The organism is Bradyrhizobium sp. URHA0013, assembly GCF_000518345.1.
Taxonomy (GTDB): Bacteria; Pseudomonadota; Alphaproteobacteria; order Rhizobiales; family Xanthobacteraceae; genus Bradyrhizobium.
Window position 1 is genome coordinate 1595368 of record NZ_KI912426.1, and the last position, 24449, is coordinate 1619816.

Consider the following 24449-nt stretch of genomic DNA (forward strand, 5'->3'; position numbering starts at 1 on the left):
GATCCGTGCTATACTACCGCCCATGAGCAATCGTATCCTCGTCCTCTACGGTTCCTACCGTTCCGACCGCATGGGCATCCGCCTTGCGAATTTCGTCATCGATCGCCTGCGCGCCCGCGGCGACGACGCCGTGTTCATCGATGCCAAGGCGATCGGCCTGCCGATGCTCGATCGCATGTACAAGGAATATCCCAAGGGCTCCGCACCCGAGGCGCTGGAGAAGCTGGCCGGAGAGATCCGCGGCGCGGACGGTTTCGTCTTCGTCACCGGCGAATACAATTGGGGCATTCAGCCTGGCCTGAAGAATCTCACCGATCACTTCCTTGAGGAGTGGTTCTGGCGACCGGCCGCGATCGTGAGCTATTCGGCCGGCCGCCTGTCCGGCGCGCGTGCCTCGACCGCCTGGCATGGCACGTTGTCGGAGATGGGCATGGTGGTGGTGTCGAGCACCATCGGCGTCGGCCCGATCGCACAGACGCTGTCGGAGGCGGGCGAACCGATCGGCGAGGGCGGCAAGGCGCTCGAACGCTCGTTCCCGCGCTTCGCCGACGATCTCGCCTGGTGGATCGAGGCCGCCAAGGCGCAGCCGGCGCGCAAGGCACCGCCTTACTGACGGTCCCGGACTACGAAGCTGCGCGTTTGCCGCGCTTACGCGGCCCTGACCTCACCGAGGAAACGGTCGAACTGTCCGGCGAGATCGCGGGACTGGGTCGAGAGCTGCTCGGCTGCGCCCAGCACCTCCCGTGCGGCCGTGCCGGTATGGTCGGCGGCGCGCTGCACGCCTGATATGTTGGTGTTGACCTCCTGGGTGCCGCGCGCGGCCTCCTGAACGCTGCGGGCGATCTCCTTGGTCGCCGAGCCCTGTTCCTCGATCGCGGCCGCAATGGCGGTGCCGATCTGGTCGATCTCGCCGATGACGTCGGCAACGTTGCGGATCGCGGTCACGGTCTCGTCGCTCGCGGCCTGGATCGCCGAAATCTGCTCGGAGATTTCGGTGGTGGCCTTGGCGGTTTGGCCCGCCAGCGACTTCACCTCGGCAGCAACCACCGCGAAGCCACGGCCGGCGTCGCCGGCGCGGGCGGCCTCGATGGTCGCGTTGAGCGCCAGCAAATTGGTCTGCTCGGCGATGCTCTGGATCAGCGTTACGACGTCGCCGATCTTCTGCGCGCCCTCGGCCAGCGCACGGGCGGTGTCACCGGTGCGGCGGGCGTTGTCGACGGCGCGGGCCGCGATCTCGGTGGACTGGGCCACTTGACGGCCGATCTCCGAGATCGAAGAGGTCAGCTCTTCGGTGGCGCTCGCGACGGTCTGGACGTTGCTCGATGTCTGCTGTGAGGCGGCGGCAACGACCGCGGCCTGGCTGTTGGTCTGGGCCGCCGTCGAGGTCATCGACTGCGCCGTGCTTTCCATGGTGGATGACGCGCGGGACAGTCCGCCGACGAGCTCGGTGACCTTGGCTTCGAACGCGCGGGTGATCCCGTCGAGCGCCTGTGCGCGGCGCATCTTGCCGTCGTTCTCGGCCTGCTTCTCCGCCGCAAGGCTGTCGGCCCGGATCATGTTGTCCTTGAAGACCCGGACGGCCGCGGCCATGGCGCCGATTTCATCGGAACGCTCGGCGCCGGGAATCTCTTCCGTGACCTCGCCCTCGGCGAGCCGCGACATCCGCGTGGTCAGGTTGACGATCGGGGCGCAGACGCGGCGGCGGACCGTGACGATGAGGCCGGCGCTGGCGATCAGCACGGCGAGGAGGCCCGCGAGTGCGATGGTGAAGCTGGTGTGGGCCGCAGTGGAGGCACCGGCGAGAATCTGCTCCGCGTTGTCGTAGAAGGCATCGCGGACGTCGATGATGGTGCTGAGGCCGCGCTGCGTGGCGGTGTAATAGGTGTCCATGTCGTGTTCGTACTTGCCGCTGACCGCACCCTCCTTCACCAGCTTGAGCTCGCGGCCGAACTCGTCGATATAGATCGCGTTGAATTTCTCCAGTGCGGCGGCAACGTTCGCCGGCGTTGCGGGATTGCCGCGCAACTCCAGCAGCGACATCACGATCTGGTCGTTGCGGCCCTGCGAGCGGCTGATCTCGGCCTTCTCGGTATCGGTCGCCGGCTTTTTGCCCCCGACGAGATTCTTGTGCAGGCTGGAGTTGAAGCCGCCCACGTCGCGCAATGTCATGGCGATGTTGGCGTAGCTGGCCTGCCGGTAGGCATCGCCGTTGAGGATCGCCATGCGGCGGACCTGCTCGTTGAGCAGCGCGGTCACGCCGGCGTTGAGCACGGCGTTGTCGGCGACGATCTTCTTGGCCGCGTCCTTGCGCGCCTCCGGCGGGCCCGACATCGCCTTGTCGATGGCCTCGCGCAGCGCGGTGAACTTCGAATTGACGGCGTCGATGTTGCCGCCGGTGGTGTTGCCGTCGTCGAACGGGCCGGGCAGGTCCTTGCGCAGCGCGTTCATCCTGTCGCGGGCGGCATCGGTCTGCTTGCGCAGCTTGTCCTGCTCGGCAAGCAGCGCCGGGTCGACGGCGGGAGGGCCATAGAGGATGTTGGTGGAAAAGCCGCGCTCGGGATTGAGGTAGCGTGGGATGTCGCTGACGGCGCGAACGATCGCCAGCCGCCCCTGGGCCTCGGTGATCCGCTCCATGGTCTGGTATTTCGTCACGGCGACGTAGACGGCGAGGCCGCCGCCCACTGTCGAGAGCGAGACGATGGCGGTGGTCAGGAGCGTACCGATTTTCATGATTCTGTCCGGCAACTGGCGCGGGAAATTATTTGCACGGACAATAAGCAGGCGATGTTAATCCCGGGTTTACGCTGGTGGCCGCGGGCAGCCGCGCGCTGAGTCTGTCCGTCTAGGCGTAGGTCGCGCTTACGGTTCCGAGCGGACCGAAATCGGCGACGTAAGTCTCGCCCCGCTTCGGCCGCAGCATGCCCGTCAGCGTGCCGGTGGAGATGGTCTGGCCGGCCTTGAGGCCGATGCCGGTTCGTGACAGCTCATTGGCGAGCCAGGCGAGCGGCACCAGCGGATGATCGATCGCCTCTGCAGCGCTGCCGCGGCGCCTCTCGGCGTCGTTGCAGTTCAGGACGACCTCCTGATTGGCAATGTCGCGTTTGCGCCAGTCCGCGATGGGCTCTCCAAGCACGATCGTTCCCGATCCGGAGCCGTCGGCCATGATTGCGGGCATCGGGGGAAACGCCGCGTCGTGGACGAAGCGGCATTCCGCGAGCTCGATGCCGGGATGCAGCGAAGCGACCGCATCGCCGACCTCTTCCACCGTATAGGGCTTCGCGCGCGGCGGCAGGTCGGCGCCGAGCCGGGCCTGGTACTCGACCTCCGGAATCGGACTGCATTGTTTGACGTGTTCCACGCTCGCGGGCGAGGTCTTGATCAGTGGCGCGAACACCCGCCCATAGATCGGCGTGGAAATGCCAAGCTGGCGCTGGAGCCCGGGCTTCATGCCGGCGATCTTCCAGCCGACGACGTCCCAGCCCAATTCTTCTTCCACCATCTGCGCGATGCGGTACGCCGTGTCGGCATCCGGCGGCACCAGCCGCTGCTCGAGGCCGCTTTGCTGCCGGCCCTCGCGGCGCAAATCGGCGAGATGGCGGGCGAGTTCGCGTTGTCGGGAGAGATCCATCGGTGCGTCTCCATTCTATCCTGGTGTGCGGGCGAGGGCGGAGGACAGGACCGTCTCCAGCTCCTCTTGCACCTGATCGAGCGCGTCGGCGCTGCGATTTGCACGGCACATTGCGACCGTGCCTTCGATCGAGGCGACGACCAGCGTTGCAAGCCGCTCCGCGCGTTCGGCGGCCACTCCCTCGCGCAGGAGGGCTGAGCGCATGATCTGTCGCCAATCGGCGAACACGCCGTCGGCAAGATCGAGCAGGTGCTGCTGCGCCGTCTCGTCGTCCCTGTCGGAGGCTTCTCCGACATAGCGGTCGACGGCGACCGCGAGCACGGGGCAGCCGGCCTCGAAGCCGGTCGCTTCCAGCTGGCGGCGCCACGATGCGACGAAAGCTCGCAAGCCACCGATCACGCCGCGTTCGTTCATGGCCCTCTCCAGGGGAATGGACACCTGCTTGCCGGCAAAGGTTACGGCCTCGGCGATCATCTGCTGCTTGCCGCCGGGGAAGTGGTGACTGATCGAGCCGCGTGGCGTCGCCGTATGGCGGACGACGTCGCGCATGCTGGTGGCGTTGACGCCGCGCCGGCTCATCAGGTCGGCGGCGCCGGCGATCATCTTGTCGCGCGTGGTGGTCATCGGAACTTCCGCAGTTGGCTGTGCTTTATCTAAACTATGACGATTGACATAGGCAAGCGGCACTGCGATATGACGTGCGTCATAGTCGCAGAAAGGAATAGGTTGACCATCATCACCGTGACCGCACCTGCCGGCCGGCTCGGACTGGCGCAGCGCCGCTGCCTCGCCGAAAGCCTGACCGACGCCGTGCTCTCGCCCGAGATCGGCCAGCATGCGCCGGCGGCGCGAATGGGCTTTCAGGTGCATTTCCATGACCTGCCAGCCGACTGCATGGCGATTGGCGGCCGGCTCCTGTCGGACCAGGAAACGCCGCGCGACGTGATGACCGTCAATATCGCGGTGATGAACGCAGCCTGGCCTGCCGAGGTGCGAGCGGAGGTGATCCGCAATGTGCTGGCGCGGCTTGCGGAGGCCTGCGGCATGCAGGCGCCTGCGCCAACCTGGTGGGTCAATTTCGAGATCATCGAGGAGGGAAGCTGGGGATCGCGCGGCGGCGTGCTCTCGATCCTCCAACTCCTGGATTCCGGTGTGTTCACGCCGCAGCGGATCGAGGCTATCCGCGCGGCAATTCAGCCGCCGGCCTGATTTGCCCACCGATTAATCCGGAGAGAAGCGAAATGAGCGAAGGTCAGATCCGCACCGAGGTGCACGGCCATGTCTTCAAGATCATCATCGACAACGCCGCGAAGAAGAACGCGTTCACGCCGGCGATGATGGAGCAATTGTCCGATGCGCTGACTGAGCTGCACGACAACGATGCCTATCGCGTCGGCGTGGTTTGCGCCGAGGGCGGGGATTTCACCGCCGGTCTGGACATGCCGAAATTCTTCGGCCCGACTGCGGAGAAGCGCAATATCAGGGAAGGCAATGTCGATCCGTTCGGCCTTGCCAAGCGCTGCCGCAAGCCTGTTATCACCGCCGTGCAGGGCATCGTGTTCACGATCGGCATCGAGCTGATGCTCGCCGGCGACATCGTGGTCGCCGCCGAGGATGCGCGCTTCTGCCAGATGGAGTCCAAGCGCGGCATTGCGCCGCTCGGGGGCGCGCATTTCCGCTTTTTGTCGCGCGCCGGCTGGGGTGACGCGATGTACCATTTGTTCCTCTGCGACGAGTTTTCAGCCGAGCGCGCCCACACAATCGGTCTCGTCCAAGAGGTCGTGCCGGCGGGAGAGCAGGTCGAGCGGGCGATGGCGCTTGCCGCCATCATCGCGCGCAATGCCCCGCTCGGCATCCAGGTCACCAAGGAAGCCGCGGCCAAATATATCGAAGGGGGCGAGGCGGCGGCGATCGCCTATATCCCGATAATCCGCGATCGCGTGCTTGCAAGCGCCGACGCGAAGGAGGGCATTCAGTCCTTCATCGAGCGTCGCGCGGCCGTCTTTCAGGGGCGCTGATCCGACGCGCTATGTCGGCCGATCCAGCTTCGACAGGATCTCCAGCGTAGCGCCGTCGCGCTCGCCCGAAAAATACCGGGCGAGCGCCTCGTCGAAAACGGGCTCATTGGACACCGCGTCGAACAGCGTCATCGACGAGCGGCATTTGGCGTCATCGGGCGCGCCGAGGATGGCGTTGATGCTCCGACCCTCGATGGCAAGCACGAGGCGGGTGCATTCGATCAGGCGCGGACCGAGGATGGGGTGGGCGAGATAGGCCTTGGCCTCGGCGCGGGAGGCGATGGCGTAGCGCTGCGACATGGCACTGAAGCCGAGGCCGGCGACCTGGGGAAAGACGAACCACATCCAGTGGCTCTGCTTTCGGCCCCGGGTCAGCTCCCCCTGGATGTCGCGATAGACCGGGTCCTGGGCCCGGACAAAGCGAATGAGGTCGAAAGGATCGGTCATTGGATACCTTAGGATACCCTGGAATGGCTTGCCGGAGCCTTGCCGGCCGCGATTATGCCTAACTTTTGGCTCCCAATGTGGTAGCTGGTATAGAATCTCCGGGTGGGGGTGGGTCCCCCCCGGGGCTCGATTTTGGGGAGCTGATGGTTTCCGACCGGGCACAAGCCGAGAGGCTATTGTCGCGCCGCCGTATTGGGCGAGCCGAGACGATATTGCTGTCTCTGGCCGCTGTCGCGCTGGCACTGGGCGCCGCCGCCTGGGTCGCGGATATCGGCGGTTCGGCCTCGCTGGTCACCGCCGCGCTGCCGCCGTCCAATGCGCCTTCATTCGATGATCGTTTCGCTTCTGCTTCCAGCAGTCCGCCCGCCCGCGAGCTCGGCTTGCGGACGCTGGAGCGCTCCGCGGTGAGTGCAGTCCAGCTCAAATTGCGCGACGCCAAGGCGATGCTTGCCCAGAAGCTCCAGGGCGACGACTGGCGCTCGACCCTGACCGACGACGACCGGCATATGTCGGAGGAGACGAGACAATCGCAGCGTGCTGACGCCATCCCGATGCCGCGTTCGCGCCCGCCCCAGGCCGACATCTCGGCCCAGATCGCCTCGAGCCAGGCTTACGCGGAGACCAACCCCAGGGTCGACAACCGCAACTTCTTCGAAAAATTCACCGACAAGATCAGGCTGGCCTCGCTGACGCCCGACAGTGGCCTGTTCGGCAAGGCGCCGGACCTCGCCGCGCTCGGTTACGATTCGCGCACCGCGGTCTACGACATCTCGGCCAAGGCGCTTTACCTGCCGAGCGGCCTCGCGCTCGAAGCGCATTCCGGCATGGGCGCGCTGATGGACGACCCGGAGCACGTCGACCAGCGGATGGTTGGCGCGACCCCGCCCGCGACCTACGACCTGAAGCCGCGCGAAAAACTGTTTCACGGCGTCCGCGCCCTGCGCTTGACGCCTACCGAAGGCACCAGCGCGCTCGGCCGCGTCGGCCTGCTCACCCACAATTACATGCTCGGGCCCCGTGGCGACTCCAATGGTTGCGTGTCGATCAAGGACTATGATCGGTTCATGAAGGCCTTCGACAACGGTGAGTTCAACCGTCTGGTCGTGGTGCCCAGGTTGACCCCATCGGCGACCGCCTCGCAGCGCGCGAGCACTGAGTCCTGATATCTGCTCCTGATATTTGCCTGCCGCGGCGGGGCTGCCGTTTTCCCTTCGTTAAGCCGTCATCGTCCAGAAGCAGCCCATGAGTGATCCGCAAAGTTCCGAGACCCCGCTGCGCACGACGTTCAAGATCAAGCTGAACGGCGACACGCTGGCGATCGCGACCGTCGGCCAGGCCTATCAATTCCTCACCAATTTCAAATCGGTCGAGTGGATGGAATTCCGCTCGTTGCACGAAGACGCGGTCGCGGCGCTCGAAGGCGCCGCCGAGAACGCCATGCTCGTCGTGCAGGCGACCAACGCCGTGCGCGCGCTGTTCGTCAGCGCCAAGCTGCTCTGAGAGCGACACGGCAGATATTTGGGGAGATTCCCGGATTGCGCTGCGCTCCATCCGGGCTACCGCTCACGACTTGAATTCCGCTATAGGAACGGCAATAGCTCGCGAAGATCGCGCTCAAGCCGATACATTGAAACATAGTTCAGGGAGAGACCCATCATGAAACGCCGTACATTTCTCAAGGGCGGCGCGGTCGCCGGCGCGACGACGCTGGTTGCCGCACCCGCGATCGCGCAAGGCGCGCCCGAGATCAAATGGCGCCTGACGTCGAGCTTCCCGAAGTCGCTGGACACCATCTACGGCACCGCGCAGACGTTTGCGAAATATGTTGCCGAGGCCACCGACAACAAATTCCAGATCCAGACCTTTGCGGCCGGCGAGCTCGTCCCCGGCCTGCAGGCGCTCGATGCGGTCAGCACAGCCTCCGTCGACATGGCGCAGACCCCGCTCTATTTCTACATCGGCAAGGAGCCGGCGCTGGCCTATGCGACCGGCGCGCCGTTCGGCATGAACCATCGTCATCAGGAGTCCTGGTGGCATTTCGGCGGCGGCGCCGACCTCACCAACGAGGCGCTGAAGCCGTTCAAGGCGCATGCCATCCTCTGCGGCAATTCCGGCACCCAGATGGGCGGCTGGTTCCGCAAGGAGATCAAGACCGTCGACGATCTCAAGGGCCTGAAATTCCGCATCGCCGGTATGGGCGGTCATGTGCTGGCGCGGCTCGGCGTGGTCCCGCAACAGATCGCGGGCGGCGACATCTATCCGGCGCTGGAGAAGGGCACGATCGACGCGGTCGAATTCGTCGGCCCCTATGACGACGAAAAGCTCGGCTTCCAGAAGGTCGCAAAATACTATTACTTCCCGGGCTGGTGGGAAGGCGGCGCCATGCTGCACATGATCGTCAACGACGAGAAGTGGGCGTCGCTGCCCAAGCAGTACCAGGCGATCGTCAACCAGGCCGCGTCGGCCGCGGGCGCCTGGATGCTCGAGAAATACGACAGCGTGAATCCGGCGGCGCTGAAGCGGCTGATCGCCAATGGCGCGGAGCTGAAGGCGTTTCCGCAGCCGGTGCTGGAGGCCTGCTACGCTGCGACCCAGGAGCATCTGAACGAGCTCGCCACCAAGAGCGACCTCTTCAAGCGCACCAAGGAAAGCCACGACGCCTATATGAAAGAGCTGCTGTTCTACACGCAGATCGCGGAGAATTTTTACGACAATTATCTGCTCGGCAAGATGCGCAACAAGACCTGATCGCGCAAACGCCCGCGGGTGGGCAAAGGCGCACTTGCGCCGTGCCCACCACTGCTTGCTCGAGTCGCCATGGTGGGCACGCTTCGCTTTGCCCACCCTACAGCATCTGTCGTGCGGTGAATTAAGCCGCGCCCAAACCCAGCTTCTCGTAAATGCGCCGTGCATAGGCGCCGAACAGGTCCGTCGTCTTCAGCGGCAGAGCCCGCGGGAAGGGCAGGTCGATCGGGAAATAATCGGCCATCTTCGCCGGGCCGGCGGTCAGCACGGCGCAGTGCGAGGACAGGAATACGGCCTCCTGGATCGAGTGCGTGATGAAGATGATGGTCTTGCCGCTCTCGCGCCAGATCCGCAGCATCTCCAAATTCATCTGCTCGCGCGTCAAGGCGTCGAGCGCGCCGAACGGCTCGTCCATCAGGATCAGTTTCGGGTCGTGAATGAAGGCGCGCGCGATGGCGGTGCGCTGCTGCATGCCGCCTGACAGCTCTCGCGGATATTTCTGCTCATAGCCGGCAAGTCCCACCAGATTGAGCAGATCGCGTGCCCGCTCGCGCGCGGCCTTCATGGGAAGACCGACGATCTCCGCCGGCAGCAGCACGTTGTCCAGGATGGTCCGCCATTTCAGCAGCAGCGCCTGCTGGAACACCATGCCGATGTCGCGGGTCGGATCGAACGGGCTTTTGGCATTGCCGATCTTCACCGTGCCGCCGTCGGCGTCGTGCAGGCCGGCCAAGATCTTCATCACCGTGGTCTTGCCGCAGCCGGACGGCCCGACCAGCGAGACCAGCTCACCCTCCTGCACGTCCATGGTGACGTCGGACACCGCGAGGAATTCGGCTCCGCCGCTACGATAGACCTTGCGGACGCCGTGCAGGCTGATGAAGGGGTTTGAGCTCATGCCAGCCATTTGTTCAAGTTTGCGGCCACGAAGGCATCGTCGCTGAGATCTGAATGCTCGCGAGTGACGCGGTCGATCTCGTCCTTCTGGCCGGGGCTCAGGCCCTCGTTCGGATCGAGGCACCATAGGCCCTGCATCAGGCCCTGCCGTCGCAGCACCTCATGGCAGCCGGCGATGCAACCGTGAAAATCGTTGGCGACGTCGAAGAAGGCGCTGTTGCAATCGGTGACGCGGGCATCGAGCGCGAGCAAATCGGCCGGGACGCTGTCCTTGTGCCGTGCCGCCTTGCAGCGCTCGAATTGCTTGATCGCGCTCGCCGTCCACACCGACCAGTGGCCGAGCAGACCGCCCTTGAAGTAGGTCCGCGTGGTGACGCCGTTGTCGCGCAGATCGAACGGCAGCATCAAATCGAGCAGGATGTGGTCGTCATTGCCGGTATAGATCGCGACGCGGTCGAGCGCGCCGGCCGCCGCGACGCCGCGCAGAACATCAAGGGTCCTGTAGCGGTTGAACGGCGCGATCTTGACCGCGATGACATTGTCGATCGAGGCAAAGCGCTGCCAGAACCGGCTCGACAGGACCACGCCGCCGACTGCCGGCTGAAGATAGAAGCCGACCAGCGGAATTTCGGCTGCGACCGCTGTGCAATGCGCGATGATCTCGTCTTCCGACGCGCTCTTCATCGCAGCGAGGCTGAGAAGCCCTGCGTAGTAGCCGATGTCCCGCGCGGTGCGGGCTTCAGTGGTGGCCTGCCTGGTCGGACCGGCGAGGCCCGCGACCAGCGCCAGCGGACGCTTGGTCCAGTTCGCCGCAGTCTCGGCGGCGAGCTCGAGCACGGGACGATAGAGGCCGACATCGCGGATCGCAAACTGCGTGGTGTGGACGCCGACGGCAAGGCCGCCGGAGCCGGCGTCGATGTAATAGCGCGTCAGCGCGCGCTGATGCTCCTTGTCGAGCTGGCGTTCGGCGGTGAGCGCGAGGGGATGCGCCGGCAGCACGGTGCCGTCGGCGATCAGCTTGCGGATATCGCGATTGATCTGGCTGTGGTGCATGATGTCCTATCCGAATTCAGGGCCGGCGACGGCGAATGGCATGTCTTCCCCCACGGCAGTGGCGGGGCCGAACCGCATGCGCTGGAATGGCCGTTCGATGCTCCAGCCCGATGCGGTCAATCCGTCAGGGAACGCGGCTTGCGACGCGACGGCATCGAGCAGCAGCGGCCCGGTCTCCGATCGCGCGATTGCCTCGACCAGGGTCAGCGCGGCTGCCGTGTCGTCGGCAAACAGCGGGCCGATATGGCGCGCGGTGCGTCCGTCGCGAACCAGCGCGATGGCGCCGTTCGCGGCGACAATGCGTGAGCCGGGACGCTGAGCGAAGTTGGAGAGCAGGGCGGTTCGATCGAGGCCCATAGCCCGCCGGTCACGCGCGCAGAGCGCGTCGAGCGTCGCGGATGAAGGTGGCTGCGCGGACGCGAACGCGAATTTCACCAGCTTGAGACGGCGCAATTGCAGCGTCGGCGTGAACCCGAGCGGTCCGTAGACGGCAGCACCGTCGGGTGTTGCGTCGAGCCAGCTCGTCAGGCCGTTCCTGCGAGCGGTTTCCAGGCAGGCATCGACGAGGCGCGTTGCAATGCCGCGGCGGCGATGGGTGCCTGATACCAGCACCATGCTGATCCAGGCGTTTTTGCTGGAGTAGGGCAGCAGGGCCGCGGTTGCCACCAGCCGTCTGCCGTCGCGAATGCCGAACACGATTCCATCGTGCAGGAAGATGCGCCAGTCCTCCTCGGTCTGGTTCCAGTGTGCTTCCGTCGACAGCACGAGCCCGGCGATCGCATCGTCGACGCCGAGCTTGATGATGGCCGGATCGTCAGTAGCGTCCATCGCGCACCTCGTATTTTGTGGGCTTGCCGAGGCTCGGCATGGCGCGGGACACCCAATCCGCGGTCCAGGCGATCAGCTGCTCGGTGTCGACGACCGGCAGGCCGAACAGCTCGACGGCCTTGGACGTGTCGGTCAGCCACGCCGTCGGCTGTTCGTTTCCTGTCAGCACCGGCGTGCGGCCGAACCTGGCGCCGAATCGTGCTGCGAGGTCGCGGACCGACAAAATCTCGTGGCCGCTGACATTGATCGGCGAGGTCGGCGTCGTGCAATGCGCGAGACAGCGCAGCGCCTGGGACGAGGCATCGCCTTGCCAGATGAAATTGACATGGCCGATGCTGACGTCGATCGGCGTGCCCGTGAGCACTTTCGATGCGATGTCGTGGAGCACGCCATAGCGCATGTCGATCGCGTAGTTGAGGCGGAACAGCCGCCCGGGCGTTCCGAACTTGCGCGAAAAATACTCGAACATGCGCTCGCGGCCGACGCACGACTGGGCGTATTCGCCGGGCGGATTGGGCGCCATGTCCTCGGTTGCGCCTTTGCCGCCCACGGGGACGAAGGGATAGATACAGCCGGTCGAGAACGCCACGATCCGCGATGACGGGAAGGCCTGCGCGACCAGTGCCGGCACGTGCGCATTCATCGCCCAGGTCAGCGAGAGGTCGCCCTCCGCGCCGAATTTGCGGCCGGCCATGAAGACGATGTTGGGCGCCTTCGGCAGCGCCTCAATCGCGGTCTCGTCCATCAAATCGCAATTGATGGTCTCGACGCCACGCGCGTGCAGCCAGTCCTTGACGCCGGCGTCGCTGAAGCGGGCGACGCCGATGATGCGGCGATCGGGTGCTGCGGCTTTGGCGAGCCCCGCCAGCGTCGGCCCCATCTTGCCGGCGACGCCGAGGATCATGATGTCGCCGTCAACCCTGGCGAGGTCGTCGACCAATGCCTGCGTCGGCTGGCACAGCAGATCGTCTAGCGCGGCGATATCGGGGATGGTCTTCGGCAGTGTCTGGCGGGTGAGGAGCATGGTTGTGGTCCTTGGTCTTGGCTTTGCCGTTCAAGTCGGTGTTGCGTCACCGACCACGAACATGCGTTCGAGGACGAGCACGAAGCCGTAAAGCGCGACGCCGAGCAGCGTCAGCAGCACAACAGCCATCACCATCGCGGGCGTGTCGAGCGACGACTGCACCTGGATCATGAGGTAGCCGAGCCCGCGCTCGGAGGCGATGAATTCGCCGACGATGGCGCCGGCCACCGCGAGGATGGCGCCGACCTTCATGCCGGAGAAGATGTAAGGCAGCGATCCCGGCAGCTGGATCTTGCGGAACAGCGTCCAGCGCGAGCCGCGCAGCGATTTGACCAGATCGAGCAGATCCGGCTCGACCTCGCGCAAGCCCCGCGCGGTGGTGAGCAGGATCGGAAAGAAACAGATGCTGAAGGCGATCAGGATGTTCGGCACGATGCCGTAGGAGAACCAGACGATGAGGAGCGGGCCGAGCGCGACCTTCGGGATCATGTTCAGCGTCACGAACAGCGGCAGCAGCACGAGGCTGATCAGCGGCGCCCAGCTGAAGATGACGGCCAGCGCAACCCCGACGAATGCGCCGAGCGCAAAGCCGCCGAGGATCTCGATCGCCGTCACCAGCGTATTGGCGCCCCAGGCGTAGCTCGCGGTTCCCAGCGTCTGGATTGTCGCGAGCGGCGAGGGCAGGATGAACTTCGGCACGTGAAAGGCATCGACCAGGACCTGCCAGAGCACGAGCACGGCGAGGTGCACGATCAGGACGATCGCAAAGCTGCGCGTATTGCGGGCGCCGTCTCCTGTCACCGGTTGCTCCCTGTTGCCGCCGGCCACCTTGCCGCCTGGTCTGAAGCCTAACCGTCCTTGAGGGAAGTTTCAACCAGTTGGTTGATTACGGACGGAGCGAATGCAGCACGAGATCGGCGACGTGCCGGCGGCGGGCGCGGCGCGCGGCCCGGCTCGACAGGTCCTTGCCGAAGATCGCCGATAGCGTCGGCGTGTTCGAGAGATAGAAATAGCTGAGGCCCGCGATGGAGATATAGAGCTGGATCGGGTCGATCCCCTTGCGGAACATGCCGGCGCGGACGCCCTCGTGGAGGATGTGGGACACGCTCTTCACCAGTGGCGAATGCATCGCCTCCAGCCGCGTCGAGCCACGGACGTGGCGGGCGCCGCCGCGGTTCTCGTCGTTCAGAAGCACGATGAAATCGGGGTTTGCCGCGAGGTAATCGAACGAGGCCTCGATCAGTTTCCGGATCGCCTTTTCCGGCGGCAGGCCTTCGAGATTGAGCTGGCGCTCCTGCTCGCGGATATCGGCGTAAACCCATTCAAGCACGGCAAGATAGAGCGCGTCCTTGTCGCCGAAATAATGGTAGACGAGTTGCTTGTTGACGCCGGCGCGCTCCGCGATCTCGTCGACGCGGGCACCGGCAAAGCCGTGCCGGGCGAACTCCTCGCGCGCCGCGGTGAGCAGCTTCCTGCGGGTTGCGACCGGGTCGCGCCGCTGCGGCACGGTGTCGCCTGAACGTTTTGCGGGCATTTCCAACCAAACAGTTGACAAGTTGAGGGCGGCCTTGTTGCATTGGTATCCTCACAGGGGGAGAGCGACAAGCCGGTCGCGGGCAACGAGGAGAGATGCGATGAAGCGTTTGCAGGCGGCGGGCTCGGCCCTGGCTGTGGCCCTGATGCTCGGATTACCAGTCGTGCCGGCGACCGCGGGCGAGGCGGTCAATCTGATCCTGAACTGGGCACCGACGGCCGATCACTCGCCCTATTATTACGCCAAGGCACAAGGCTGGTACGAGAAGGCGGGCATCGATCTGACCATCGAGGTCGGCAAGGGCTCCGGTGTCTCCGCCGCCAAGGTCGGCTCCGGGGGCTCGCCCTTCGGCGTCGCTGATCTCGCCACCATGCTGGTGGCGAAGAGCAAGGGGGCTGACGCCGTTGCCGTGATGAGCGTCTACGCCAACACCGGCCAGACCTTCTACTGGCTGAAGAGCTACGGCGTGAACGGGGTGAAGGATTTTGCCGGCCACAAGATCGGCAATCCGCCCGGGGACGCCTCGCGCGTGATGTGGCCGGCCTTCGCAAAGGCTGCAGGGCTTGCCCCCGACTCCGTCGGCTTCGTCAATGTCGGACCGACGGCGAAGATCGCCGCGCTGAAGAGCCATACCGTCGACATCATCAGCGACTTCTACAACGAGCACGATTTGAAGGTGATCGAGTTCGGAGCCGATCTCGGCTACGTCAACTGGAAGGACATCGGGCTCAATCCTTACGGCAATTCGCTGATCGTCAACGGCGGCTATCTGCAGAAGAACCCGAAGCTGGTCGAGGAGTTCGTCCGCGTCACGCAAAAGGCCTTCGCGACTTGCGTTGCCGACGCCGCGCCCTGCCTGAAGGCGCTGCTCGACCAGGTCTCCGGTCTCGACAAGGAGAACCAGGAGCGCCAGTGGGAGCGCATCAAGTTCCTGATGACGGACGAATTCACGACGACGAAGGCGCTCGGCTGGATCGACGGCGAGCGGATGAAGAAGGACTACGATCTGGTCCAGACCTATCTCGGGATGGAGAAGCCGTTCGACGTCACAACGGCGTTCACGACCAAGATGCTCGATCCGACCATCAAAATGGATGCGAGCAAGGTGAAGAAGTAGGGGGGCTACGGGCGGAAGCGCTCGCCTCATACACCGGTGTCATGCCCCGCGCAGGCGGGGCATCCAGTACGCCGCCGCCTATCGGCTGACCCACAACCGTCTCGGATCGCCCGCCTTCGCGGGCGATGACAGCAGCGCGTTGGGCGAGAGCGTCTGCCCGACGCTCGCCCAATGCCGCCGGCTCATCGCGGCCCACCAACATCCCACGTAACCGCACGGAGAAATTAACCGGCCATTAACCATATCGGCGGCATCGTTAACCATTCAATAACAGGGAACGAGTCGGCCGCTATGGAGGCTGCAGTAAAACCTCAACGCCAAATGGTTCGCCTGCGCGGGCGCTCCTATGTGGCCTTCGTGTTCGTGCCGACGGTTCCCATCCAGGACTGGCTGCAGGAGATCGACACCACCATCGCGCGCTCGCCGGGCTTCTTCGCCGGCCGCCCCGTGGTGATCGACCTGTCCTCGGTCGATCTCAGCCAGTCCGGCATCGGCCATCTGCTCACCAGCCTTCAGGACCGCAACATCCGCGTGCTCGGGATCGAGGGCGTGGAGGAGGGCCGGCTGACCCCCATGATGCCGCCGCTGCTGTCGGGCGGGCGGAGCTGCGTGGTCGAGCCGAGTGCGCCCAAGAAGGTTGAGGCAAAGGTCGAGACCAAGCCGACTTCGCTGCTGCTCGAAAGCCCCGTGCGCTCCGGCCAGACCGTGATCTTCCCCGAAGGCGACGTCACCATTTTGGGTTCTGTGGGCTCCGGCGCCGAGGTCGTTGCCGGCGGCTCCATTCACATCTACGGCGCGCTGCGCGGCCGTGCCATGGCGGGCGTGAACGGTCACACGAGCGCACGCATCTATTGTCAGAAGATCGAGGCCGAACTGCTTGCAATCGATGGTTTCTACCAGACCGCCGACGATATCGACGCGGCCCTGCGCGGCAAGCCGGCTCAGGCCTGGCTCCAGGGCAACACCATGCGAATTACTGCGCTGAACTGACCAGAAGGAGATTTGAGAGATGGCCAAGGTACTGGTCGTGACGTCAGGCAAGGGGGGCGTCGGCAAGACCACGACGACCGCCGCGCTGGGAGCTGCGCTCGCGCAACGCGGCGAAAAGGTCGTGGTCGTCGATTTCGACGTCGGCTTGCGCAACCTCGACCTCGTGATGGGGGCCGAACGCCGCGTCGTGTTCGACCTTATCAACGTGGTGCAGGGCGTCGCAAAGCTGCCGCAGGCCCTTATCAAGGACAAGCGGCTGGAGAACCTCTGGCTGCTGCCGGCCTCGCAAACCCGCGACAAGGACGCGCTGACCGAAGAGGGCGTGGGCAAGGTCATCGACGATCTGCGCAGCCGTTTCGACTGGGTGATCTGCGACAGCCCTGCCGGCATCGAGCGCGGCGCCTCCATGGCGATGCGCTTTGCCGACGAGGCCGTGATCGTCACCAATCCGGAAGTCTCCTCGGTGCGCGATTCCGATCGCATCATCGGCATGCTCGATTCCAAGACGGTGCGGGCCGAGAAGGGCGAGCGGGTCGAGAAGCACATTCTCATCACCCGCTATGATCCCTCGCGCGCCGCGCGCGGCGAGATGCTGACCATCGAGGACATCCTCGAAATTCTTGCGACGCCCTTACTTGGCATCATCCCGGAGAGCCAGGACGTGCTGCGCGCCTCCAATGTCGGCACGCCGGTGACGCTGTCGAACGCGGAAGGTGCTCCGGCGCGGGCCTATATCGACGCGGCGCGGCGGCTGTGCGGCGACACCGTGCCGATGCAGGTGCCGACCGAGCGCAAGGGCTTCATGGACCGCCTGCTGCGAAGGAGGGCCGCATGAGCATGGGTTTGCTTCGGCTTCTCCGCGGCAACAAGGCCTCTGCACCCGTCGCGCGCGAACGGTTGCAGATCCTGCTTGCCCATGAACGCGGACTGCGCGGCCAGCCCGATCTGCTCGGTGTGCTGCGTGAGGAAATTCTCGCGGTCGTCTCCAAGCACGTCACGCTGGACCCGACCAAGGTCATCGTCCGGCTCGATCGCGGCGACGAGGTCTCGACCCTCGAGGTCGATATCGAGGTGCCCAACGATTTCGAGCGCAAGCGCGCGGCGGCCGGGTAGGATTTCGGCCGCGACGCTTTGAATTTGGGGTGGGTGAGAAGGCGGTCCGCTGGGCATAGCGGGCCGCCTTTTGCGCGTCGAGTGAACGCTACGGAACGAGGTCCGGGGCTCAATCGTTGTGAACAACCCGCGGCGGCGCGATGCACCGCGGTTTCGTCAAACGGGAGAACGCCCATGATGACCGAGGTCCAGGTCCACACCGTCGCGCGCCAGATGTTGGAACAGCACGGTTTTGCGGCGATCGCGAAGGCCGCGGAACAGGCCAGGGCTTGCGAGGGCCGCGGCGAGGCCGATGAAGCCAAAGAGTGGCGTCACCTCGCCGACGCGATGAAGATCATTCGCGGTCCGCACCAGAGCTGACACTCCCGCGCGTTCAACGCTCCCCGCGGTCGGCGCCCTGCGGCGACGTACGATGTTGCGTCTGCGGCTGGGAGCGCTCGCCCGTTTCCTTGCAGAGCAGCGGCTCCCACGAGCCGTCCGGCGCCTGCTGATAAGCGCTGCACGATGACGGCGAGGTCGATTTGTCCTCACCCTTCTGGGCGTCGGAATTCTTCGCCAGCACGGGCGCAGTCAGGATCGTGGCGACGGCAAACGCCACGGCGAGAAGGACATGGTTGATCCGCATGGGGCTCCCCTGTTCGAGATTCGAAGAGAGCCGCATGCTGGCGAGGATTGTGACGATTATTGGCCGAAGCAAAAGTTCCGGCGCGGCGTGCTTAACGCCGCGCGACAACGCTAGCCGCCCTTGCTGCGGATCAGGCCGGCGAGGTTGGTCTTCTGGGCCTCGCACCAGCTGGGCATGCCGAGGCGGCGTTGGTTGAGGTCGGTCGCCTGGGTGGCCACCGCGACCTCGGCCATCAGATCGTCGTCCTGCTTCTCGCCCAATTTGCCGCCGGTGTGCATCCACGCGATTGCCTTGCGGACCTTCTCGGTGGTGCCTTCGGGCAGCTGCATCTGCTCCGCCTTCTGCACCAGATCCTGGTAGACGACATCCGTGCCGGGACATTCGACCTTGGCGGCGAAGGCCTGCAAGACCAAAGTGACATAGGTCGAACGTGGATGGTCGGCCGCTTGGGCCGGCGCCGCCAGCAGCAACAGGGCCGTCATCAGAAAACCAGTGCGCATCCTTGGTACCTCCCCGAATTTTCGGGAAGGCTAGCGGCTGCCGCGCCGCTCCGCAATGGGGATAGCGTGCGGCTGCGAAGCCGGTCGGCGACCTAGCGCCGCCAGGCCGGCACGGGATCGAGCGGCGTACGATAGACCTCTTTGTGATCGCGGTCGGTAACGCGCACAGCGCAACCCTTGCTTTGCAGCTCGGGCTTCACCTGCGACAGCTCGGTGGCCAGTTGAACGGCGCGATCGGAGGCGACCTCGATGTCTTCGAGGATGATGCCGCCCTGGTTCTTGAACTCTTCACCAACCACGAGATCGAAGGAATAGTAGGGCATCCGAATTCCCCGGTGTGACGAATTGAGCTTCGGGTGGACGTTTCAACACATGACCGATGGTACCACTGAGTCGATGTTTATCGAATGAACGGCGCGCGCAATCTCTGTGCTTATGGCGCAGAAATGATGTGCAGCATTCAAGCGTGTTAAGATTTTATTAAATATGTCGGCGTGATCATGAGGCATGGAATTGCAGCAGAACCGGGCTCCGGGAACCGGCAGCTGCAAGAGAAGGCCGCCGGCATAAATCCCGACGGCCTTTTCTCTTGATCGAAAACGATCGAAGCGCCGCTTCCCGTAGTCATCCGGAGTCAACGCATCATATCGACTCGGACAGCATCGCTGGCGCGACGCTTTCGTGTCATCGCGTGACGATCGTTCAGCGCAGCGGCATTGGCGGGCGTACGACAGGTCCGTCGTCGTCGGCAACGGCTTGCGTCGTCATGGCAGCTGGCGGTGGGACTGAAGCAGCCTGCGAAGGCGGCGGCGGAGCGAGCGGCGCGGGCGAATAAGCCGGCATGTAGGTGTGCGACACGACCGGCTTGGGCTTGCGAACCGGCGGCGCCGCGGGTCGCGGCGGCAGCGCAGACATTTGCGCGCGCGGATCGATGCGCGGCTTGGCATCGGCCACCGGCTTCGGCGCGGGTGGCTTCGCCATCTCGCGTGCCATCTGCTCCTGCCCGGCCTTCAAGTCGGCGATGTTGGCCTTGAGCTGCTCGATCTGTTGCGCCATCGCGGCGAGATCGCGCGTCATCGACTGCACCGATTGTACAGGATCGGATTGTGCTGCCGCGGGCACCGCTGCTGCAAGCTGGGTTGCGGGCGGAGCCGCAGATTGATCGGTTGCTTGATCCGTGGCGGCTTGATCCGTTGCAGCCTGGTCCGCAGGCGCCGCGGCTTGTGCGGCGGCGACCGGTGCCGAGTGCGAGGTCGACGGCAGCAGCGACGACAATGCCGGGGTCCATTCGGCGAGCATCTGTCTTGCGGTGTCGCCATGTTTCTCCCAGGCGACAGTGGCGGCCGCGCTTCCGCCCGCAAACAGCATCGTGACGAACGCGCCGCGCAGCCATTTGCCGGCTGAGGAGCGCTTCTGCCGGCTGAGACCATCACTGGCCGCGACGCGCACGGCGGTGTCGACCGAGGGCGCTGCCGCCTGCGGCTCCACGAGGGGACTGAACTTCGGCTCGGGATTCGTTCTGGACTTCAGCGTGAACGCCGGATCTATCTTGGGCTCCGGACGGGCCGTAATCTCAGGCGCGAGCGCGGGCGCGACGCTGAGAGGGCGCGAGGCCAGCACAATGTCAGGCGAAATCTGCACGGCGTCGTGCGGGTCGTTGTTCGTGACCGTGTCCTTCACGATCTCATCGACGATTTGCCGAGAGTTCAGCGTCGCGAGCATCGCAGCTCCTTTGAAGCCTGGGTGTTTTGAAGCCCAGTTGTTGAGTAGTTGAAGTGTTGGCCGTCCGCATTCGCGCGAGCAGATCCGTGAGGTGAGCCCATCCAATTCCCCGAGGCCCAAGCACATGACGCACGAGTCCAGCCGGGTTTGACCAAAGCAAGGCGAGGGGATGGAGACTGTGCGACGCTCTTGCGCCGTTTGTGGTGATGGAACCCGGTTGATCAAACACGCGCAATTGTTCCGCAATGCCTTGTTTTCAGCACGATTTTGGCAGCATCTGGTGTCGCTGGGGGTGCTGCTATCGCTATCGGGGCCGGCGGTGCCAAGATCCTTATTCGTTCTATTCGTTCTTGCCATGCTTCCGTTGGGCGGCTGCATGCAGACAACGCTTTCGCCATCGACAGATGCGAGCATGACGCCGCGCGACCGGCAGTTGCTGGCGCATACGCCGTACGCGCAGGCGAACGTGCCCGAGCAATATCTCCGTCATATCGTCGATTATCCGCGCAAGGAGCAGCCGGGCACGATCCTGGTCGATACCGATGCGCGCTATCTCTATTTCGTGCTGCCCGAAGGCAAGGCGATCCGCTACGGCGTTGCGGTCGGCGAGGAAGCCATGGCGTTTTCCGGGGTCGCGCGGGTCGGTCGTCTGGCGGAATGGCCGGACTGGGTTCCGACGGCGGACATCCAGGCGCGGCTCGGACCCTATCCGGCGCGCGTGCCCGGCGGTCCCGCCAATCCGCTCGGCGCGCGGGGCATCTATCTCTATGCCGGCAACAAGGACACGCTCTACCGCATCCACGGCACCAACCAGCCGGAATATATTGGGCAGGCGATCTCGTCCGGATGCATCCGGATGCGCAACGAGGACGTGATCGATCTCTATGACCGCGTGAAGCTCAATTCAATGGTCGTGGTGCTGCCGCCCGGACAGAACGCGCAGGTCGAGGCGCGGCCCAGCTGGCGCGGGTGAGGTCGCCCTAGTTCTCGGGACGGGCGATGCGCCATTGCAGCGTCGTGGCATTGCCGTTGGCCTCGCCCGGCGCCTTGTCTGCCGGCGAGGTGTAGAGCGGACGATAACGATATGCCCACATCTTGCTGCCGTCGTTGCGGTTGATCACGGTGAAATCGCCGATCGCCTTGGCATCGGCTGTTGCGGAGAGCGGAATCCAGCTCTCGACGCATTTCCCGTTGCAGTTCGACGTCTTGCCGGTGGTATCTCGCTCGTAATAGTAGAGCGTCATGCCGTTGAGGTCGACGAGCGTGGGGCCCTGCTTGGTCAGGATCACTTTCGCCGGTGAGGTCGCGGGCTTCGGCGGAGGAGGGGCATCGCCGCCGCCATGGCCATTCGCGAGCGCCGGAGCGACCGAGAGCGCCATCGCCGCCGCCGCAATGAGGAACCTGAACATCCGAAACTCCAGACCGGCAAAGTTAATCGCGCGTTAAACGCCGAATGCCGCCGACCGTAACAGCCGAAGGTTAGTTCCTGGTTTCGCGATACTGCGACAATGAGGGGTAGAATTACGGGGGCATTCTGTCGTGGCGCGCTTTCTTGACGCGAAGCGGTGCCCCTTCGCTCGAAAACGCTCTATGCCTGCACCTCGCGTAACGGGGCGCGGCTGAGCTCGTTACCGGCGGCAATGGCCTTGTGCAACAGCCGCATCAGATCCTCACCTTCCTTCGCGCTGAGGCCACGCAACATGATGCGTTGCGCGGATTCGACGGCCGGCGTGATCTTGCGCAGGGTGCGGCGGCCTTCGTCGGTGATCTCGAGCTCGCGGGCACGACGGTCGCGGCGCGAGGCGCGGCGCTCCGCGAGCCCCTTCTGCACGAGGCGGTCGATCACGCCGGTGATGGTGGTGCGGTCGTAGGCAATCAATCCTGCGAGCGTCACCTGGTCGAGCCCCGGATTGGCCTTGATGGTCGCGAGCGCGGCGTATTGCACCGGCGTGAGGTCGAAGCCGGCATCCTCGACCTCGGCCAGAAACACCGCGACCGCGATCTGCTGGAAACGGCGCGCCAGATGTCCGGGCATGTCGTTGTTGTCTTTCACCGAATTTCTCCGTTGGGGTAGGACGGCCGGGATCGTTGACAAGTATACTGATAGTCAGCATACTGAGCAATATCCAAACAGAACATCGGCGGGAGAGGTGCTCATGCAATTCCATCTCAATGGATTTCAGCCGGGTGACCCTGAAATCGCAGATCCCGCCGCGCGCATTCAGCCTTCTGGCGCAACGGGCGCCGTGCCTGAAGAGGTCGATGTCCTCATCGTCGCCTGTGGTCCTGCGGGCCTGACGCTTGCGGCCCAGCTTGCGCAGTTTGATGACATCAAGACCTGCATCGTCGAGCAGAAGCCGGACCGCTTGCTGGTCGGGCAGGCCGACGGCATCGCATGCCGCACCATGGAGATGTTCCACGCCTTCGGATTCAGCGAGCGCGTCCTCAAGGAAGCCTGTTGGGTGAACGAGACGACATTCTGGAAGCCGGACGAGCGGGTGCCAGAACATATCGTCCGCAGCGGCCGGGTGCAGGACGTCGAGGACGGCTTGTCGGAATTCCCGCACGTCATTCTCAACCAGGCGCGCATTCATGACGGTTTTCTCGACGTCATGCGCAAAGCGCCCGCCAGCCTCGAGCCCCATTACAGCCGGCGCCTGCTCGACCTTCAGGTCGATCCGGCCGCGGGTCCCGCCGACCATGCCGTGACGGCGCGGCTCGAACGGCTCGATGCCGAGAACGAGGGCAAGATAGAGACGATCAAGGCGCGCTACGTCGTCGGCTGCGACGGCGCCCGCAGCACAGTGCGCAAATCGATCGGCCGCGAGTTGCTCGGCGATTCCGCCAATCATGCCTGGGGCGTGATGGACGTGCTGGCGGTGACCGATTTTCCGGACATCCGCTTCAAGGCCCTGATCCAGTCGGCGAAGGACGGCAGCCTGCTGATCATTCCGCGCGAGGGCGGTTACATGGTCCGCCTCTATGTCGAGCTCGCCAAGCTCGACATCGGCGAGCGCGTCGCCAATCGCAACATCACCGCCGATGACGTGATCGCGAAGGCGCAGCGGATCCTCAAGCCGCACACGCTGGATGTGAAGGAGATCGCGTGGTGGTCGGTCTACGAGATCGGCCAGCGACTGACCGACAAGTTCGACGACGTGCCGGGGACCGAGATCGCTAAGCGTCTGCCGCGGATCTTCATCGCCGGCGATGCCTGCCACACCCACAGCCCGAAGGCGGGGCAGGGCATGAACGTCTCGATGCAAGACGCCTTCAATCTCGGCTGGAAGCTCGCTGCCGTTTTGCGGAAGCAGTCTGCGCCAAGCCTGCTGCATTCCTATTCGGCCGAGCGCCAGGCCGTTGCGAAAGAGCTGATCGATTTCGACCGCGAATGGGCTGGGATTCTTGCGTCCGCCGCCAAGGCCGGCGGCGCCGATGCCGCCAGGACGCAGGACTATTTCGTCAGGCACGGTCGCTACACCGCGGGCACGGCGACGCATTACCGCTCGTCGGTTCTGACCGGAGCGACGTCCCACCAGCAGCTCGCGCAAGGCCTCGTCATCGGCACGCGCTTTCATTCCGCACCCGTGATCCGGCTTGCGGATGCCAAGCCGGTGCATCTCGGTCACGCAGCGTCCGCGGATGGCCGCTTTCGCATCTACGCTTTCTCCGGCGCTGAGGATCCGGCAACAGCCGGCTCGGCTATACGCGCATTGTGCAATTTTCTCTCCCAGGCGCGGGAGTCGCCGGTCCGGCGTTACACGCCCGGGGCCGCCGACATCGACAGCGTGATCGACCTGCGGGCGGTCTTCCAGCAGGATCATCGCGAGCTCGCCGTCGAGGCGATGCCCGCGCTGTTGCTTCCGCGCAAGGGCCGGTACGGCCTGATCGACTACGAGAAAATGTTCTGTCCGGACCTCAAGAATGGCCAAGACGTTTTCGCGATGCGCGGTATCGATCGTAAGGCCGGCTGCATGGTCGTGGTGAGACCGGATCAGTATGTCGCGACCGTGCTGCCGCTCGATCATTTTGCTGCGCTTGCTGCGTACTTCGACGGTTTTATGCAGCAAGTGAACTGACGGGACGGCGGCGCACACACTCGCGCGTGCGCGCGATGTCGATGAACGGCGAATGAATATTGAACCGCGCGCGGCATTCGTCTTGATCTTTCGACGGATGAGACCTTCGTTCGCGGAACGCCTGTTCCG

Annotated in this window: 29 protein-coding genes; 13 read left to right on the forward strand and 16 right to left on the reverse strand. The window is 64.6% G+C overall.

All coding sequences use genetic code 11. The annotated features are described in order from the left end of the window. Positions 1-22: 22 nt before the first annotated feature. A complete protein-coding gene (locus tag N551_RS0128115; protein WP_027569757.1) occupies positions 23-613 on the forward strand; it encodes an NADPH-dependent FMN reductase in 591 nt (196 codons plus the stop codon). Between the two features lie 35 nt (positions 614-648). Here the strand turns inward: N551_RS0128115 and N551_RS0128120 are convergent, their stop codons facing one another. The 3 genes from N551_RS0128120 to N551_RS0128130 form a co-directional block, all read right to left on the reverse strand. Beyond that, positions 649-2730 (reverse strand): methyl-accepting chemotaxis protein, encoded by a 2082-nt coding sequence (locus tag N551_RS0128120; RefSeq protein ID WP_027569758.1) that lies wholly within the window; start codon positions 2728-2730, stop codon positions 649-651. A 112-nt stretch (positions 2731-2842) separates the two neighbouring features. Next, entirely contained in the window at positions 2843-3628 is a 786-nt protein-coding gene (locus tag N551_RS0128125; RefSeq protein WP_027569759.1) for a 2-keto-4-pentenoate hydratase, read from the reverse strand. A gap of 15 nt (positions 3629-3643) precedes the next feature. Continuing rightward, positions 3644-4252, reverse strand: coding sequence for a TetR/AcrR family transcriptional regulator (locus N551_RS0128130; protein ID WP_027569760.1), 609 nt, complete (start codon positions 4250-4252; stop codon positions 3644-3646). A 102-nt stretch (positions 4253-4354) separates the two neighbouring features. Here N551_RS0128130 and N551_RS0128135 point away from each other — a divergent pair, with 102 nt between their 5' ends. Then, positions 4355-4837: a hypothetical protein gene (locus N551_RS0128135; RefSeq protein WP_027569761.1), complete on the forward strand. Its 483-nt coding sequence runs from the start codon at positions 4355-4357 to the stop codon at positions 4835-4837. 32 nt (positions 4838-4869) lie between these two features. Continuing rightward, positions 4870-5646 (forward strand): crotonase/enoyl-CoA hydratase family protein, encoded by a 777-nt coding sequence (locus N551_RS0128140; protein ID WP_027569762.1) that lies wholly within the window; start codon positions 4870-4872, stop codon positions 5644-5646. A 9-nt stretch (positions 5647-5655) separates the two neighbouring features. Here the strand turns inward: N551_RS0128140 and N551_RS0128145 are convergent, their stop codons facing one another. After that, positions 5656-6093 carry a DUF1810 domain-containing protein gene (locus tag N551_RS0128145; protein WP_027569763.1) on the reverse strand — a complete coding sequence of 146 codons (438 nt, stop codon included), beginning with the start codon at positions 6091-6093 and terminating at the stop codon, positions 5656-5658. A gap of 212 nt (positions 6094-6305) precedes the next feature. Between N551_RS0128145 and N551_RS0128150 the strand changes: the two genes are divergently transcribed. The 3 genes from N551_RS0128150 (at position 6306) to N551_RS0128160 (ending at position 8841) form a co-directional block, all read left to right on the forward strand. Then, positions 6306-7256, forward strand: a complete 951-nt coding sequence (locus N551_RS0128150; RefSeq protein ID WP_027569764.1) for a DUF2778 domain-containing protein — start codon at positions 6306-6308, stop codon at positions 7254-7256. Between the two features lie 79 nt (positions 7257-7335). Then, positions 7336-7593: a hypothetical protein gene (locus N551_RS0128155; RefSeq protein ID WP_007609546.1), complete on the forward strand. Its 258-nt coding sequence runs from the start codon at positions 7336-7338 to the stop codon at positions 7591-7593. A gap of 156 nt (positions 7594-7749) precedes the next feature. Continuing rightward, positions 7750-8841: a TRAP transporter substrate-binding protein gene (locus tag N551_RS0128160; RefSeq protein ID WP_027569765.1), complete on the forward strand. Its 1092-nt coding sequence runs from the start codon at positions 7750-7752 to the stop codon at positions 8839-8841. A gap of 121 nt (positions 8842-8962) precedes the next feature. On the opposite strand, the gene N551_RS0128165 is transcribed toward N551_RS0128160, so the two are convergent. From N551_RS0128165 to N551_RS0128190, 6 genes are all read right to left on the reverse strand, one after another. After that, positions 8963-9745: an ABC transporter ATP-binding protein gene (locus N551_RS0128165; RefSeq protein WP_027569766.1), complete on the reverse strand. Its 783-nt coding sequence runs from the start codon at positions 9743-9745 to the stop codon at positions 8963-8965. Continuing rightward, positions 9733-10788: a dihydrodipicolinate synthase family protein gene (locus tag N551_RS0128170; RefSeq protein ID WP_027569767.1), complete on the reverse strand. Its 1056-nt coding sequence runs from the start codon at positions 10786-10788 to the stop codon at positions 9733-9735. Before N551_RS0128170 ends, N551_RS0128165 begins: the two co-directional genes overlap by 13 nt. A gap of 6 nt (positions 10789-10794) precedes the next feature. Beyond that, positions 10795-11616, reverse strand: coding sequence for a GNAT family N-acetyltransferase (locus N551_RS0128175; protein WP_027569768.1), 822 nt, complete (start codon positions 11614-11616; stop codon positions 10795-10797). Further along, the gene (locus tag N551_RS0128180) at positions 11603-12640 is read right to left on the reverse strand and encodes an NAD(P)-dependent oxidoreductase (RefSeq protein WP_027569769.1); all 1038 of its coding nucleotides are present in this window, start codon (positions 12638-12640) and stop codon (positions 11603-11605) included. The genes N551_RS0128175 and N551_RS0128180 overlap by 14 nt, the downstream gene beginning before the upstream one ends. Positions 12641-12670: 30 nt before the next feature. Then, a complete protein-coding gene (locus N551_RS0128185) occupies positions 12671-13441 on the reverse strand; it encodes an ABC transporter permease (RefSeq protein ID WP_007609553.1) in 771 nt (256 codons plus the stop codon). An 85-nt stretch (positions 13442-13526) separates the two neighbouring features. Beyond that, on the reverse strand, positions 13527-14174 hold the full coding sequence (locus N551_RS0128190; protein WP_027569770.1) for a TetR/AcrR family transcriptional regulator: 648 nt from the start codon (positions 14172-14174) through the stop codon (positions 13527-13529). 100 nt (positions 14175-14274) lie between these two features. On the opposite strand from N551_RS0128190, the gene N551_RS0128195 reads away from it, so the two are divergent. From N551_RS0128195 to N551_RS0128215, 5 genes are all read left to right on the forward strand, one after another. Continuing rightward, positions 14275-15291: an ABC transporter substrate-binding protein gene (locus N551_RS0128195; RefSeq protein ID WP_027569771.1), complete on the forward strand. Its 1017-nt coding sequence runs from the start codon at positions 14275-14277 to the stop codon at positions 15289-15291. 291 nt (positions 15292-15582) lie between these two features. After that, positions 15583-16281 carry a septum site-determining protein MinC gene (gene minC / locus N551_RS0128200; protein WP_027569772.1) on the forward strand — a complete coding sequence of 233 codons (699 nt, stop codon included), beginning with the start codon at positions 15583-15585 and terminating at the stop codon, positions 16279-16281. A gap of 19 nt (positions 16282-16300) precedes the next feature. Continuing rightward, positions 16301-17116, forward strand: a complete 816-nt coding sequence (gene minD / locus N551_RS0128205; RefSeq protein ID WP_007591740.1) for a septum site-determining protein MinD — start codon at positions 16301-16303, stop codon at positions 17114-17116. Continuing rightward, positions 17113-17394, forward strand: coding sequence for a cell division topological specificity factor MinE (gene minE / locus N551_RS0128210; protein WP_027569773.1), 282 nt, complete (start codon positions 17113-17115; stop codon positions 17392-17394). The genes minD and minE overlap by 4 nt, the downstream gene beginning before the upstream one ends. Positions 17395-17568: 174 nt before the next feature. Beyond that, complete coding sequence (locus N551_RS0128215) at positions 17569-17754, forward strand: hypothetical protein (protein ID WP_027517632.1); 186 nt, start codon at positions 17569-17571, stop codon at positions 17752-17754. Positions 17755-17767: 13 nt separating this feature from the next. Here the strand turns inward: N551_RS0128215 and N551_RS0128220 are convergent, their stop codons facing one another. From N551_RS0128220 to N551_RS0128235, 4 genes are all read right to left on the reverse strand, one after another. Continuing rightward, complete coding sequence (locus N551_RS0128220; RefSeq protein ID WP_027569774.1) at positions 17768-18019, reverse strand: hypothetical protein; 252 nt, start codon at positions 18017-18019, stop codon at positions 17768-17770. A 110-nt stretch (positions 18020-18129) separates the two neighbouring features. Then, entirely contained in the window at positions 18130-18519 is a 390-nt protein-coding gene (locus N551_RS0128225; RefSeq protein ID WP_027517634.1) for a hypothetical protein, read from the reverse strand. Between the two features lie 92 nt (positions 18520-18611). Next, a complete protein-coding gene (locus tag N551_RS0128230; protein WP_007591727.1) occupies positions 18612-18842 on the reverse strand; it encodes a hypothetical protein in 231 nt (76 codons plus the stop codon). Between the two features lie 379 nt (positions 18843-19221). Beyond that, positions 19222-20241 (reverse strand): hypothetical protein, encoded by a 1020-nt coding sequence (locus tag N551_RS0128235; RefSeq protein WP_027569775.1) that lies wholly within the window; start codon positions 20239-20241, stop codon positions 19222-19224. Between the two features lie 355 nt (positions 20242-20596). Here N551_RS0128235 and N551_RS0128240 point away from each other — a divergent pair, with 355 nt between their 5' ends. Next, positions 20597-21214 (forward strand): L,D-transpeptidase, encoded by a 618-nt coding sequence (locus tag N551_RS0128240; protein WP_063628391.1) that lies wholly within the window; start codon positions 20597-20599, stop codon positions 21212-21214. 7 nt (positions 21215-21221) lie between these two features. On the opposite strand, the gene N551_RS0128245 is transcribed toward N551_RS0128240, so the two are convergent. Then, entirely contained in the window at positions 21222-21650 is a 429-nt protein-coding gene (locus tag N551_RS0128245; protein ID WP_027569776.1) for a hypothetical protein, read from the reverse strand. Positions 21651-21829: 179 nt separating this feature from the next. Further along, positions 21830-22294 (reverse strand): MarR family winged helix-turn-helix transcriptional regulator, encoded by a 465-nt coding sequence (locus N551_RS0128250; protein ID WP_027569777.1) that lies wholly within the window; start codon positions 22292-22294, stop codon positions 21830-21832. 103 nt (positions 22295-22397) lie between these two features. On the opposite strand from N551_RS0128250, the gene N551_RS0128255 reads away from it, so the two are divergent. Beyond that, positions 22398-24320 carry an FAD-binding monooxygenase gene (locus tag N551_RS0128255; protein ID WP_027569778.1) on the forward strand — a complete coding sequence of 641 codons (1923 nt, stop codon included), beginning with the start codon at positions 22398-22400 and terminating at the stop codon, positions 24318-24320. Positions 24321-24449 lie beyond the last annotated feature (129 nt).